13 protein-coding genes are annotated in these 14,306 nt (G+C 60.6%); 7 read left to right on the forward strand and 6 right to left on the reverse strand.

The features are described from left to right. Positions 1–9 precede the first annotated feature (9 nt). Genes fabG through J3A64_RS05095 form a run of 4 tightly spaced genes read right to left on the reverse strand, consistent with a single transcriptional unit; the run spans position 10 to position 3,377 of the window. On the reverse strand, positions 10–756 hold the full coding sequence (gene fabG / locus J3A64_RS05080; RefSeq protein WP_014922011.1) for a 3-oxoacyl-ACP reductase FabG: 747 nt from the start codon (positions 754–756) through the stop codon (positions 10–12). Further along, on the reverse strand, positions 737–1,654 hold the full coding sequence (locus J3A64_RS05085; RefSeq protein WP_210063745.1) for an ACP S-malonyltransferase: 918 nt from the start codon (positions 1,652–1,654) through the stop codon (positions 737–739). The genes fabG and J3A64_RS05085 overlap by 20 nt, the downstream gene beginning before the upstream one ends. Beyond that, positions 1,651–2,529 (reverse strand): ABC transporter permease, encoded by an 879-nt coding sequence (locus J3A64_RS05090; RefSeq protein WP_011775010.1) that lies wholly within the window; start codon positions 2,527–2,529, stop codon positions 1,651–1,653. The genes J3A64_RS05085 and J3A64_RS05090 overlap by 4 nt, the downstream gene beginning before the upstream one ends. Next, positions 2,526–3,377, reverse strand: a complete 852-nt coding sequence (locus J3A64_RS05095) for an ABC transporter ATP-binding protein (RefSeq protein WP_238324311.1) — start codon at positions 3,375–3,377, stop codon at positions 2,526–2,528. The genes J3A64_RS05090 and J3A64_RS05095 overlap by 4 nt, the downstream gene beginning before the upstream one ends. A 1,163-nt stretch (positions 3,378–4,540) precedes the next feature. Between J3A64_RS05095 and J3A64_RS05100 the strand changes: the two genes are divergently transcribed. After that, positions 4,541–5,515, forward strand: coding sequence for a dienelactone hydrolase family protein (locus tag J3A64_RS05100; protein ID WP_043470344.1), 975 nt, complete (start codon positions 4,541–4,543; stop codon positions 5,513–5,515). Between the two features lie 6 nt (positions 5,516–5,521). Here J3A64_RS05100 and J3A64_RS05105 read toward each other — a convergent pair whose 3' ends face one another. After that, complete coding sequence (locus tag J3A64_RS05105; protein ID WP_210066063.1) at positions 5,522–6,610, reverse strand: YhcG family protein; 1,089 nt, start codon at positions 6,608–6,610, stop codon at positions 5,522–5,524. Between the two features lie 60 nt (positions 6,611–6,670). On the opposite strand from J3A64_RS05105, the gene J3A64_RS05110 reads away from it, so the two are divergent. Together J3A64_RS05110 and J3A64_RS05115 are read left to right on the forward strand one after the other, a co-directional pair. Further along, on the forward strand, positions 6,671–7,162 hold the full coding sequence (locus J3A64_RS05110; RefSeq protein WP_210063746.1) for a DNA alkylation repair protein: 492 nt from the start codon (positions 6,671–6,673) through the stop codon (positions 7,160–7,162). Positions 7,163–7,229: 67 nt separating this feature from the next. Then, positions 7,230–8,732 carry an FAD-dependent oxidoreductase gene (locus J3A64_RS05115; RefSeq protein ID WP_210063747.1) on the forward strand — a complete coding sequence of 501 codons (1,503 nt, stop codon included), beginning with the start codon at positions 7,230–7,232 and terminating at the stop codon, positions 8,730–8,732. On the opposite strand, the gene J3A64_RS05120 is transcribed toward J3A64_RS05115, so the two are convergent. Further along, positions 8,729–9,712 (reverse strand): hypothetical protein, encoded by a 984-nt coding sequence (locus tag J3A64_RS05120; protein WP_210063748.1) that lies wholly within the window; start codon positions 9,710–9,712, stop codon positions 8,729–8,731. The two genes, J3A64_RS05115 and J3A64_RS05120, sit on opposite strands and share 4 nt — an antisense overlap. A gap of 96 nt (positions 9,713–9,808) precedes the next feature. Between J3A64_RS05120 and J3A64_RS05125 the strand changes: the two genes are divergently transcribed. From J3A64_RS05125 to J3A64_RS05140, 4 genes are all read left to right on the forward strand, one after another. Further along, positions 9,809–10,297 carry a DedA family protein gene (locus J3A64_RS05125; RefSeq protein ID WP_011775003.1) on the forward strand — a complete coding sequence of 163 codons (489 nt, stop codon included), beginning with the start codon at positions 9,809–9,811 and terminating at the stop codon, positions 10,295–10,297. A gap of 31 nt (positions 10,298–10,328) precedes the next feature. After that, positions 10,329–11,132: a thioesterase family protein gene (locus tag J3A64_RS05130; RefSeq protein ID WP_014922003.1), complete on the forward strand. Its 804-nt coding sequence runs from the start codon at positions 10,329–10,331 to the stop codon at positions 11,130–11,132. Further along, on the forward strand, positions 11,132–11,881 hold the full coding sequence (locus J3A64_RS05135) for a lipoate--protein ligase family protein (protein WP_210063749.1): 750 nt from the start codon (positions 11,132–11,134) through the stop codon (positions 11,879–11,881). The genes J3A64_RS05130 and J3A64_RS05135 overlap by 1 nt, the downstream gene beginning before the upstream one ends. An 85-nt stretch (positions 11,882–11,966) precedes the next feature. Beyond that, the gene (locus J3A64_RS05140; RefSeq protein WP_014922001.1) at positions 11,967–14,294 is read left to right on the forward strand and encodes an FdhF/YdeP family oxidoreductase; all 2,328 of its coding nucleotides are present in this window, start codon (positions 11,967–11,969) and stop codon (positions 14,292–14,294) included. The last annotated feature ends 12 nt before the right edge of the window (positions 14,295–14,306 follow it).

Raw genomic sequence — 14,306 nt, forward strand, 5'->3', positions numbered from 1 at the left:
AGTTCTCCTTCAGGAGGTCAGGCCGCCGTCGACTGCGAGGACCTGGCCGGTGATGTACGAGCTTTGGTGTCCTATGAGAAATGCCACTGCCGCAGCGATCTCGTGGGGTTCGCCGATTCGTTGCAGCGGGATGTGCTGCGTGTATTCGCGGCGTGCTTTGGCATCCATCTGTTTGAGCATGTCGGTATTCGTGAATCCGGGTGCCACAGCGTTGACCCTGATGCCGAAGGAAGCCATTTCCTTGGCCATGGATTGGGTCAGGGCGTTGATTCCGCCTTTGGTGGCGCTGTAGTTGGCTTGACCGGGCTGTCCGCTGATACCCGACGTGGAGCTGATCAGCACGATTGAGCCGCCTGTTTTCCTCAACGCCTTGACGCTCTCACGGCAGACAAGGAATGCGCCGGTCAGGTTTGTGCTGATGACGCGGTCCCAGTTGTTCAATGACATCGTTGCCAGGAGACCGTCGGCGGTGATCCCGGAACTGTAAACAACGGAGCGGATGCGTCCGAAGTCCTTGAGAACCGCACGGAAGGCCGCCCGGACGTCGGCTTCGACCGAAACGTCGACACGGACGGCCAGGGCCTTACGTCCCAATTCCTGTATGGCTTCAACTGTTCTTGCAGCGCCCTCGTCGTCTTGCCGGTAAAAGATCACGATGTCGTGACCGGATGCGGCAAGTTCCAGGGCACAGGCTTTGCCGATGCCTCGGGATGCGCCCACCACCAATGTGATGGGGCTATGTTCGACGTCCAACATACGTGTCCTCCACGATCTGAACTGTTTGAGTTTGGTTCCGTCTGAGACGGGAAAGTGACTTGGCTGTGCCCAGGTAAACCCAGGTCCCGAAGCTGTCCGCAGCTTCAAGGACCTGGTCCCACCGGACCGTTTGCCTGATGCCGAAGTAGAGTTCGTTGGAGACTTCCATGGCGGTGTCCAGCCGGCCGGGTGAGGTGCAGCCCAGCATGGGTATGTCTCCAGCACGGAAGGGCGCGCGGCTCAGTAGTTCCTGCCATTCGGCCATCACCGGTTCCATCAGGCGGGAGTGGAAAGCGTGGCTGACGTTGAGCTGGCTTGATTTGGCGCCGAAGTGTTTCCGGGCGTCCTCAATGTCATCGACGGGACCGGAGAGAACTACCTGACGTTCGCCGTTGACTGCGGCTACGTCCAGACCGAACGTAGCCGCGGAGGTGATGAGCCCATGTCGTTGGTCTTCTCCACGGACAGCGACTGCCAACATCGAACCCTGCCCCGGTGCCGAAGCCATCAAATGACCACGCCGCCTGGCCAGTTTGATGCCGTCCGCCAATGGTATGTATCCACCGGCAATGGCCGCTGAGAGCGCCCCGATGCTGTGTCCGGCTACGGCGTGGGCCAGGTTGCCGCCCACTTGGGTCCACACCCTCCAAGCGGCGATGCTGGCTGCGACGAGCGCCACTTGGGTGTTCTCGGTCTTCCCCAGTTGCTCCGGTGACGAATCCCAGGCGAGCTCCCGGACATCCAGACCGAGCGCATCGGAGCATTCATCAAAGACTTCGTCGGCCTCCGCGTAGTTCCTTGTCAGGGTCCTGCCCATTCCCGGGCGCTGGCTGCCTTGGCCCGGAAACATTGCGACGGTGGACTCGAGGCCTCCCCACGGGTCCTCGTTGCCGGTCACCGTATGCGCCGACCGATTCGCCAGGAACCCAGAGCGATGAAGACGGCAACCATTCCAAGCAGAACAGAGATCGCCAGCGTGTTCGTCACGGCGAGATCCCCGACCGAAGCTGTGATGCCGTAAAAAGTCTGGACTGCGTCAACGGCCTGGTCCTGGTTGTCTGTCAGCGCTTCAAGTGCCTGCGATGTGTACGGCTGCCTGATCAACATGGCTGATTGCGCGAAGGGGAGTGAGTTCAGAACATTAACCACCCCGGAAGGCAGGGTTCCGGCCGGGATGTAAGCGCCGGCAAGGAATCCGATAATGGTTCCCACGATCGTGCTCAAAGCTGAGAAGGCGGTGCTGGACTTGATGAAGGTGACCACGAAGCTGGACAGCGCCGCAAACGCAGCAGACGACACCAGGACCACGGCGGCGCACTGTCCGAGCTGGGCCCAGGTCATCAACGGTTCACCGCGGAAGAGGATGTACAGCTGACCCACGAGGATCACTATCGCCGTCATGATCACGGAGATGACGAAGCTGGCGATCAAGTATCCGAGGATCATGTTCGTCCGCCTGATGGGGGAGACGAGGAAGTCTCGGAAACGGCCCGTTGACGCATCGTCAACGAAGACGTTGAGGGCGGCCAGCCCGGTGGTGAGCGTGGTAATCATAGTGATGCCCGCAAAGACCCACGCATTGACGAATGCGTTGATTTCCGCGCTGCTTGCATCAGGGAATTTTGCCTGCAGGTTGTCTACTTGCAGGTTGCCGAGGAACAGGGCGTAAAGGGCGATGAGAATCAGCGCGGAGAGCAGGGAGAAGAATACGCCGGCTCTGTCGCGGAAGAAGATCATCAGGTTACGGCCACTGAGAATCATGACGCTGTTCACGGTTCGCTCCTCTTGGATGTCAGGGCAAGGAATACGTCATCCATGCGTCCGTGGCGGAACTCGAAGTCGTGGACTCGTTCTGCGCCCACATTGAGCAGGTGCCGGGCCTGCTTCGAGTTGTCTACTTCAACTCGATAGACATCGTTATCGAGTGTCCAGTTCAGATCGGCGGTCTTGCAGTACTCCGTGAGGAATGCGTGGTCATCCGTGGTGACGGTCAGGATGCTGTTGCTGTGTTGTTCACGCAACTGCGACGGTGTGCCCTGGGCGACCAGCTTTCCGGAGTCGATGATGGAGACCTGGTCCGCCACCTCGGTTTCTTCCATGTAGTGGGTCGTGAGGAAAACGGTCAGACCGTCGTCGTCGCGAAGCTTGTGAATGGTCTGCCAGACTTGCTCCCGGCTCTGCGGGTCCAAGCCGGCTGTCGGCTCGTCAAGGAAAAGGATCTCAGGCCGGTGGATGAGAGCCCGGGCGATGTCAGCCCGGCGCTTCTGGCCGCCGGATAGGCGCCCGTAGTAGGGCTTCTCAAGGAATGATTCGAGGCCGATGAGGCTGGCGAGTTCACCGATGCGCTGAGTTCGTTCGGACCTCGAGAGCCCATAGAAACCTGCTCGGATGTCGAGGTTTTGCCGGACCGAGAGCGTCGGATCGAGCAGCGACTGCTGGAAAACGACGCCAATTTTCCGTCGGATCTCGTCGTCGTTCTTACCGACCGTGAGACCAGCGACCTGAATGCTTCCGCTGTCGAATCCGAGAGTGGTGGTGATGCAACCGATGGTTGTGGATTTGCCGGCGCCGTTGGTTCCCAGGAAAGCAAAAATTGATGCGCGCTCTACTTCCAGCGACAAATCCTGAACGGCATGTAACGAGCCGTATCTCTTGTTAAGGTCTCTGATTTTAATGACGTTACTGGTCACGCATAGCCCCCACTGTGTGCCTTGAAACAGGTCTGCGGGGCAACAAATGTCGTCCCCATTCGACAAAGTAACCACAACGTACCCGATGGATTCGCACCCTGCAAACCGGAGCATTGTGGCTATCGGATCGAGTCATCCGCGGTTCGTGAGCGCCTCCAGTCCGCTGCCTTGCGCGCGGGTCATAGAGCCGGAACTAGTTGTTTAGTGCAAATGAGCTAAGGGCGCGTAGTTCCACAGGCACTCCGCTCGCGTTGCATCTTCCAATTACGGATTTCCAGAAAATGACACGGAAAAGACCGATTCTGTGTTATCGACATGTTTGTGCATTAGCGGATGTCATCTGCTGCTGTATTCGGTTGGGGAAACCCTCCGTGTGGCAGGTTCCAGGCGCGCATCAAGCGGCCTATGCGGGGAGATGGTCACCGTGCCTGCGCGGGTCATCATTGGCTCAGCGCTTACGGATGCCATGCAGTGGTGCCATCCAATTAATTTCTGGTTGCGGTGTGAGGCGAGATCTCAATCCAATTACTGAGAAGCGTAGGCTCCGATCAGTCAATTGCATGACAATCAGTGAAAATATTAGAAGCAGGACTTTGCAATTAGGATTCACCATTTCATACGGTTAGCTGCTGAGAATATGCGTCCACGACTAAGGCCGATCGGGCGCGGGTTGGAAGGGCTCTGAAAGTGCTCGGTCATGCGGTGCAATGGACGGGACCGAAGACGTCATAATCGCAGCCTTAAGATGCGCCTTATGAGGTGAAAACCGGCTCCAGGAACGGTTCCGCAATCGATCTGCTGCACGATCCTCTGTCAACAGGACGTCTCATCAAGCCCTATTCCGTTCCCGGCGTGGTTTGTTTCGATACTTTCGGGCTACTAAATGGTGGCCGTTGCATGAACAGCAGATGCCGGGACGTGGGGAAGTTAAACACAGCTCATATAGGGGATTTTCGTGACGGGGCATCTCCGTGACAAGCGCCAACTCTTCGTTAGGCGGTTTCAACCGGGGGGGCTCGTGGCTCTGAACCGTCTCACCCTTGTCCGCGTCTTCATTTGAGGGGAGCATAAGTGCCATCTTCGGGAGGTTGACCGTGACTCAGCTGGGTAAGTTCGAAAAGTACTTGATCGAAGAGTTCTACGATGACTACCGGTCGGGGGATATGTCGCACAAGACATTCACCAGACGGGTGGCGTTCATCATGGGCAGTATGACCGCGGCTGCGGCAGCCATGACTTTGGTGGGCTGTACTCCTGACGAAGTGCCACGGACCACCGATCCGATGCCCATACCCTCGACCACTTCTGCTGCAGCATCTCCGGGGACGGCCACCACGGCGGTTCCCAATGCCAAGAGTCCTTTGTCCGTTCCAGAAGGCGCGGCGGGTCTGGTTACTGCCACAGTGAAGTTCGACTCCGGGGGGACGGAAATCAGCGGTTACCTTGCCCGGCCTGAGGAAAGCCAGAGGGGCCCCGGAGCCCTGGTCTGCCACGAAAACCGAGGGCTCACACCGCACATCCAGGACGTCGCCCGTCGCTTCGCCAAGGAAGGGTACGTGGCGCTGGCACTGGATCTGCTGAGCAGGGAAGGCGGCACAACGAATATGGATCCGGACGCTGTCCCTGGCGCTCTTACGCAGGCAGGCGCCCAAAGGCACGTGGACGATTTCAAAGCCGCCTTCGAGTACCTCAACGGCCAGGAATTCGTCGAAGAAGGCCGGATCGCGATGGTTGGCTTCTGCTTCGGCGGTGGGATCACATGGCAGGCTTCCACGGAAATCCCGGGACTCAAAGCAACCTCGGCCTTTTACGGTCCCGCACCGGACTTGGCCAAGGTGTCCGGAATCAAGCCGGCAGTATTTGGTGTGTATGCCGAAAACGACGCACGCATCACCGGAGCGATGCCCCAACTTCAGGAAGCATTGGACGCTTCAACGGTCAAGCACCAGCTCAAGGTGTACCCGGGCGTGGACCACGCGTTCCACAACGACACAGGTGAGCGCTACGTGGAGGCCCAGGCAACAGCAGCGTGGAACGACACCCTGACGTGGTTCAAGGACAACGTCTAAACCCCCCTAGCCCTGTAGCCGCGCAGCCTCAGTTGCCAACTCCGCTTCCAAGGTCTCGATACTCGGCAGGCTCGCCACCAGCTCATCGGGCAAGGAGTCGGCAAGGGAAGTTTTCCACTCCGCGATGCCCACGGGAGCGTTAAACCCGCGCAGTGCATACTCCGCTACCACGCTGTTCTTCTCCTTGCACAACAGCAGGCCGATGGTGGGTTTGTCGTCAGGGTGGGCCATGAGGTCGTCCACGGCGGCCATGTACATGCCAAGTTGCCCGAGGAATCCAGGCTCGAACTTGACGGCCTTGAGCTCAATCACCATGTAGCAGCGCAATTTCAGGTGGTAGAAGAGCAGGTCCGCGAAGAACTCGTCCCCCGCAATCTCCAACCGCACTTGCTCACCAACAAAGGCGAAACCTTGGCCCAGCTCCAACAGGAATTTCTCCACATGCTTCACCAGCTGCAACTCCAGGTCCCGTTCTGTGTGCCGATCACTCATGGAAAGAAAGTCAAAGACGTAGGGGTCCTTGGTTGCCTGCTGCGCGAGGTCCGAATCCGCAGCGACCATTGTGGAGGCAAAGTTGGTGATGGCCTGCCCTGATCGCTCGTGCAAGCGCGTTGAAATCTGGTGCGTCAGCACGTTGCGCGACCATCCGTGCTGGGCAGCCGCCGCGGCGTACCAAAGTCGCGTGGCGGCGTCGTCGAGCTTTTCCAGCAGTGCGATCTGGTGGTACCAAGGCAATGTTGCAAGCGGCGCTTGCAACATGGGGAAGTCCGGCCATGCTTGGGCGAAGCTCTTCATGTACCTCAGGTTTCTGGGGGAGAAACCCTTCGCTTCCGGGAACCGTGTCCGGATGTCGGCGGACAATCGGGTGACTACTTTGGCGCCCCAACCTTGCTCGGATTCACGGTCGGCGAGCTGCCGGCCGATGCTCCAGTAGGAATTCAACAGCTCGCTGTTTGCGGCTGCCAGCGCCCGGGTCCTGCCGACGCGGACCTCCTGAGCCACCGTGTTGAGCAAGGTGGGATACCAGTCGGGCATGGACGAAGCAGCGGGGACGCCAGGAAATGAGGCCTCGGTGGCGAGCTCTTGGGACGGCATGTTGCTCCTGTCGGTTGCTGTTGTCATCACGCTAGGGGGAGTCACTGACAAAATAGACGGGTGAGTGAAGCCGGTGAATTCGTGGACCACACCTTGCAGATGGAATCCACGTGGGAGAAAGCTGCGGAGGCCAGTGAGCGCCTGGGCGGGAGCCTGAAGGTGTATGGGGCATCGGTGGGGGCCGTGCGGGGAACGGTGCGGGACGCACTGAAGCGGTACAAGAATCTGGACCACGACGACGTTACTGCCTTGAGCTCGGAGCTGTGGGCCGAGCCGATCTTTGAACGGCGGCTTGCGGCGGTGGTTCTGCTGCAGAGCAAAGTAAGCGTCCTGCTTAACACTGACCTCACCCGTATTGAAGGCTTCATGAGGCAGGCCGGCACCCGGGAGCTGGTAGACCCGCTCGCCAAAGATGTCGTTCGCCCGCTCATGGCGCAACTGGCGGGGCTCGCGAAGGAACGCGCTGAACGCGTCCTGGAGCGCTGGGCTGACGATTCTGACCCCGAACTTCGGTATGCAGCGGCGCTGGCGACAAGCACCGATACCCCTTGATAAGCACCAGCGACCCGCCTAGCGTTTCCCTCAACACATGCCAGTGAATTGAGAGGCAGATTGTTCGATGAAGTCGCTATGGTTGGACCGCACATCTCATTTCACGCCCGACGCAATCCCCGATGAGAAGCACTTTGACACGATTGTGGTGGGCGCCGGCCTCACCGGAATGGTGGCAGCGTTGCTCTTGTCCCGGTCCGGGCAGCGCGTGGTGGTCTTTGAAGCACGGACTCTCGGTGCGGTGACCACCGGCAACACCACCGGGAAGCTCAGCCTCCTCCAAGGTGGAGCGCTTTCGGCCTTGCGCGGCCAGTATCCCCTTAAGGTGGTGCAGGCCTACGTGGAAGCCAACAAGACGGGACAAGCCTGGCTCACGCAGTATATGGAGCAGCAAGGCGTCCCCTTTCAGCGCAGGACCGCGGTCACCTTCGCAACCACCGACGACGGCGGCCAGCGGCTCCGGAAAGAGGCCGCAGTTTCGCGGGACGCGGGTTTGGATGTCCATTTCAGCCGTGATCCCGGATTGCCGTTCCCGGTAGTGGAGGCGCTGGAGCTGGAAGACCAAGCGCAGATCCACCCCATGGATGTCCTTGAGACCCTGGCCAGCGATATCCGGGAACACGGCGGGCTGATTGTGGAGGGGGTGCAGGTTCAGAATGTGGGCTCTGAGCAGCCCTTGGAGGTCTCCACCCGCAAAGGCACGTTCACGGCAGACACCGTAGTGCTTGCCACGGGAACACCGATTTTGGACCGTGGGCTGTACTTCGCCAAGTTGGAACCCAACCGTTCGTATGCGGCGGCCCTGCGCGTTCCGGGCAGCATTCCGCAAGGCATGTACCTGTCCATTGACGCGCCTACCCGCTCCCAGCGGACCCATCCCACCACGGACGGCGAGCTGCTCTTGGTGGGCGGTTACGGGCATACGGCCGGCCGCGCAACCTCGCCGAAGTCGCACCTCGATGACCTGCTCGGATGGGCAACCCAGCATTACCCCGGAGCAGAGGTCACCCACACGTGGTCAGCGCAGGACTACCAGGCCACCAACCTGATGCCGTTCTTCGGCAAGCTTCCCCGCGGCCACGGACGGATCTTCTTCGGCACGGGCTACAACAAGTGGGGGATGAGCAACGGCGTGGCGGCCGCCCTGTCCGTCACCTCGGATATCCTGGGCGGCCAGTCCGACTGGGCGAGCGTCATTCATCACCGGGTTACTTCTCCCTTGGGCGCGCTCCAGGCTGTTCGCCTCAACGCGGGTGCCACCAAACGGATGGTCGAGGACAGGGCGAGAATCAAGGCAAACCCTGAAATCACAGATCAGACCCGTCCCGCAGAAGGAGCCGGCGTGGTGGGGCTGTATAAGGGTGAACCAGCGGCAGTGTCCACTGTGGACGGCAACGTCTGCATGGTTTCGGCGAGCTGCGCGCACCTGGGTGGAATTGTGAGCTGGAACGACGCCGAAAAGTCGTGGGACTGTCCCTTGCACGGTTCGCGTTTCACGCCGGAGGGAAACTACCTTGAGGGACCCGCGACGCATCACCTGCAAAAGTCGCCGGTCAAGAAGAAGGATTAGCTGAGCCGATCGACGCGCCTTTGGGCTTGGTCCGCGGCGCGGCGCTCCTGTGTGGCTGCCCTGACCGCGAGCTTCTTGGCCGATTCGGCGGACTCCACGTCACGGGTAATACCGATGAGTTCGGCTTCAAGGGCGGCCAGATGCTTCTTTGCTTCCTCGATCTCTGATGTGAGGTTTGTTCGGCGTTCGGCCAGTTCTTTGACGGCGCCCCACGCTTTGGACGCTGCTTCGTCTGCTTCCTTGGCCGCTTGCTCGGCTGACTCGAATTCGCTGCGGGCCTCTTTCAGTGCGGCCTGTTGCTTGGCTGCGCGTCGGTCCGCCAGGGACGTGGCTTCATCCTTGGGTGTCTTCGTTTTCGGCGGGGACGATTCCCGGGCCGTTGCAGAGGTCGCCTTCTTTGTGGTCCTCCCAGGCGTTGGTTGGGCGGCCTTTTCGCTTGAGTTCGCCGTTTCTTCGGGGCCCGCCTCGTCGTCAGGACCTGCCGCAGCGATGGCAGCTGTAAGGTCCACTGCCTCGAAGCCGCTGCCACTGAGCCCCCGCACCAGCCTGCCCGTTCCTACGGCGGCAGCGGCCCCGGCGTCGGCCATGGCTGCCCTGAGTGTCTGCTCAACGTCGGCCGCCGCGGCTGCACTGATTGGAGCTCCCATTTCGGAAGCGAGGTCCTTGGCTGCATTCACGGCGGTTGTCAGTTGGCCTTGGCGTTGCTGCCCGAGTTCACGGAACGCCGCCGCGTCGCCCTGCTCTTGGGCGGTCCGAAGCGAAACGCCAAAGCGTACGACGCCGTCAATCACCTCGGGCTTGTGAACGGCCAGCATGTTGATGGCCCATGCACCGGCGGCCGGCTTGGGCAGGCTGCCGATCTCTTTGGCCAGGTCTTTGTGGCCGGCATCCTTCGCTTTGCGGACCTGCGCGGCTCGTTCTGCCGTGAAATCACGAGGTGTTACGGCGTACAGCTCCTGGGCGGCGTCGCGGAGGTCCATGGACTTATCCTAGGGTTTCCACTGGCTCGGGGTTCGCCATGGCCGTCGAGGAGACCGAGTCTTCACCGGCGTGATGCTTAGGGTAGCCTAAGTCGAGTGGATCAGATCATGAGTTTGCCTTTCGGCGTCGCACTCGCGGCGCTCTTCGCGATTGTCATGATCCGCGTCAATGTCACCTACTGGATCGGGCGGGGAGCCGTTGCCGGATTCGCGCACACCCGCTTCGGTGGTTCTTTGGAACGACCCAAAGCAGCCCGGGCCCAGGCCTTGATTCAGCGCTGGGGACCGTACGCCGTCGTTCTCGCCTTCCTGACCATTGGCCTCCAAACGGCCATCAACCTTGCGGCCGGCGCTGCCCGCATGCCGCTCCGACGTTACTTGCCCGCGGCGGTGGCGGGTTCTGTCATCTGGGCATTGCTCTACGCCACCATTGGTCTGGCTGCTCTGGAGGCGTGGTTGGCGGTAGCAGCGGCATCACCGATCGGGGCTGCGGTGGGAGTCGCGGCCCTGGTGGCCGTCGTTGTCTGGGTTGTCGTGTTCCAACGGCGTCGGGCGAAGGCCAAATCAGCGGATACAGTGGTCTGAGTTCTACAGCTGGATCGGCGAAAGGCCTGGGTTGACTACTGCATTACCGGAACTGGCAGACGGCGATTTTTACTACGAATCCCTGGGCGAGGGCCGCTACCGGTCCACCATCCACGCCCAAGGCGCGTGGAATCCCCACGAACAACACATGGCTCCAGCCTCGGGCATCATCGCCGATGCTCTGGTCCGCCATGAACCACGGAACGATGTCCGCCTGGCGCGGATCAGCTACGAAATCCTCGGGCTGATTCCCGGCGGGGATTTCCAGGTCACCACCTCGACACTCAGGCCGGGACGAACCATTGAACTTATCCAGGCAGAGCTTTCAGCGGGAGGCCGTGTGGCCATCCGTGCTGCCGCCTGGCGCATGGTCACCAGTGACACCAGCGCCGTATCCGCAGTGGAAGACGAGCCCATGCCGGCCCCGGACGAATGCAAGCCGTGGGATGGCGCAAGTGTGTGGCCCGGGGGTTACATTCGCTCCTTGGAGATGCGACTCGCGGAGGGACACCGCCCCGGATCAGGGAAGGTGTGGATACGGACGTCCCACCCGCTGACCGACCAGGACGACAGCACTGAGCTTGCCCGCCTGATGGGCTTGGTGGATACCGCGAACGGCATAGCGGCCCGCGTTCCCCCGGGTGAAAACAGCTACATTTTTCCTAACGTCGATCTTCAGATCCACATGTATCGCGCTCCGTCGGGTGAATGGTTGGGGCTGGACAATAAGGTCTCCTTCGGAGCCGACGGCATAGGCCTGACATCCACCGTGCTTCATGATGTCCACGGACCCTTCGGCCGGGCTGAACAGATCCTGACGTTGAGGAAGAGTTGATGAGCGACTCGGAAGCAGGGCCGCGCCGGCTAACGGTTTACCGCCAGAAAGAAACCATGGGCGCGGCGGGAGACCTTGATTTCGCTTTGGAGCTTCTCCAGCGTGCCCGCAACGGAAATCTCGGCCCGTGTCTGCGCCTGTACCGTCCCCAGCCTACGGTTGCTTTCGGTCAACGCGACGCGAATTTGCCTGGTTTTTACGCAGCCGAGGAAGCGTGCCGGGAGCTCGGTTTCGAGCCACTCATCCGGAAGGCCGGGGGCCGCGCCGCGGCATATCACCAAGGAACCTTGGTGATCGATCATATTGAGCCGCACCCGGACGCGATAGTACGCGCCAAAGCCCGTTTCGCGGAATTTGGTGAGCTCCTGGCCGGCGCGCTTCGCAGCGTCGGCGTCCACGCCGCAGTAGGCGAAATTCCAGGGGAGTACTGCCCGGGGGAGTTCAGTGTCCACGGCGAAGACCCCGATTTCCCTGCCCACAGCATAAAGCTCATCGGCACGGCCCAGCGTGTGGTCTCCGGAGGGTGGCTTTTCAGCTCAGTGATCGTGGTGGAGGACTCCAAGCCCATCCGCGACGTCCTGACGGCGAGTTATGCCGCGCTCGGTCTCGAGTGGGACACCGCGACTGCCGGTGCCGCGAATGACCTGCTGCCGCATTTGGATGTCACTACTGTGGAGGATGCCGTGATTGAGGCTTACCGTGGCTACGCAGACATCGTCGACGGCGACTTCCGGACTCTGCTGGGCTAGTCGCCACAGCTCCGTTGAGCGTGTAGGTGCCCGGGTTTAGTCTGAGGTAGACAGGTATCCCGAGCACGCGGATCGCGGTAGAACAATGAGCCGGAGAAAGCGCCCTATTGAGGACTCTGACGTAGACATCAGCGTCAGCGCGCCCAAGAGATCCGCCGCGGGATTGCCAAGTCTGAGCGAAACACTCCCGCATGCCATGGCTGACATGGGCCCCTCCCGGGCATGGAAGACACTGCGGGCCGTCAATCAAAAAGACGGTTTCGATTGCATGAGTTGCGCCTGGCCTGACCCGCCGGAACGTAAAGCGGCTGAATTTTGCGAGAACGGTGCCAAGGCCATCGGCTGGGAAGCTGAACCACTCAAAATTCCCACGCAGTTCTGGGCCGAAAACACCTTGAGTGCCTTGGAGTCCAAGTCTGAGTATTGGCTTGGTCAGCAAGGCAGGTTGGTGGAGCCGGTCTTTAAGGCTGCAGGGTCCGATCATTATGTTCCTGTCAGTTGGGACCGGGCATTCGAAGTAGTGGCCCGCGAGCTGAACGGTCTTGAGAACCCGGACCACGCGACGTTCTATACGAGCGGAAGAACAAGCAACGAGGCCGCGTTCCTTTATCAACTTTTCGTGCGGGCGTACGGAACCAATAACCTTCCCGACTGTTCCAACATGTGCCACGAATCCACGGGTGTCGCCATGGGAGCGACCGTCGGAGTCGGAAAGTCAGCCATCACCTATGCGGACTTTGCCCAGGCTGACCTGATCATCATCATGGGTCAGAACCCGGGAACGTGCCATCCCCGGATGCTCACAGCCCTGGAGGAAGCGAAGGAAGCAGGCGCCGGGATCGTGGCCGTGAATCCCTTGCCTGAAGCCGGGCTGATTAATTTTCGGAACCCACAACGTCCCCGTGGTTTGGTGGGCAAAGGCACCGACCTGGCGGACCAGTACCTGCAGATCCGCCTTGCCGGGGACATGGCACTGTTGCAGGCTCTGTCCAAGCGTGTCCTGGACGCCGAGAGGGCTGCCCCCGGAACAGTGCTGGACCGCACGTTCATTGATGAGCATTGCCAAGGCTTCGTCGGGTTCGCGGCCCATCTGGCCACGCTGAACGAACGCGATGTCCTTACCGCGACAGGGCTCACCAGCGCGGACATCGATGATTTGGCCGCCAGGTACCTCCGCGCTGAAAAAGTCATCATCACGTGGGCCATGGGCATCACGCAGCATAAGAAAGCTGTCCCCACCATCAAGGAGATCATCAACCTGCTTCTGTTGCGCGGCAACATCGGCAAACCCGGTGCAGGGCCGTGCCCCATCCGTGGACACAGCAACGTTCAAGGTGACCGGACCATGGGCATTTGGGAGAAGATGCCGCCACGGTTCCTGGAGGCAATCCAGCGGGAGTTCGGATTTGATCCGCCACGGAATCCTGGCGTCGACGCTGTGGACAGCATCAAGGGCATGCGGGATGGCGGGATCAAAGTCCTGATCGCGTTGGGCGGCAACTTGGTGCACGCGATTTCAGACACCACGGTGGCTGAAGCGGCATTAAGGAAAACCCGATTATCAGTCCAAATCTCAACGAAACTGAACCGGTCTCATGTGGTGGTTGGTGAGCAGGCCCTGATCCTGCCAACGTTGGGGCGGACGGAGATCGACAGACAGGGCGGCGTAAAGCAGTTTGTCACCGTGGAGGACACCGTTTGTGCGGTGCATCGCTCAATGGGTCCGCTGGAACCCATAGCCCCGAACGTCTTGTCCGAAGTGGCCATCGTCAGCCGCATGGCCCAAGCTGTCCTGGGCGATAAAGTGCCGGTTGACTGGGCCGGGCTGGGACGCAACTATGACGCCATCCGGGATCACATATCCCGCGTCGTGCCGGGGTTTGAGGATTTCAATGCCCGCATCCGCGAGGAGGATGGCTTCGTCTTGCCTCACGGGCCAAGGGACAGCAGGACATTCCCCACAGCAACGGGCAAGGCCATGTTCTCCGTCAACGAGCTTGAAACCATTGTGATTCCGCGGGGCCGCCTGCTTCTCCAGACGATCCGGTCACATGATCAGTTCAACACCACCACGTACACCTTGAATGATCGCTACCGGGGCATAAAGAAAGGCCGCATGGTCCTCCTGGTGAATCCATCGGACCTGGCCGAGTTGGGTTTCGAGGACGGCGGTTACGTGGACGTTCACAGCGAGGCCGACGACGGTGTGGACCGTGTCTTGCCCCAGTTGCGTTTGGTCTCCTATCCCAGTGCACGGGGCTGCGCCGCTGCGTACTACCCGGAGGCGAACGTCCTTGTGCCGTTGGATTCTACGGCCGAGGAGAGCAACACTCCGGCCTCGAAGTCTGTCATGATCCGGCTTGAGCCGGCTGCCGCCCCGGTGTACGAAACGGCAGCCGGCCATCGCGGGTGATGCCGCGGACCT

The organism is Pseudarthrobacter sp. PvP004 (assembly GCF_017876035.1).
Classification (GTDB): Bacteria; Actinomycetota; Actinomycetes; order Actinomycetales; family Micrococcaceae; genus Arthrobacter; species Arthrobacter aurescens_A.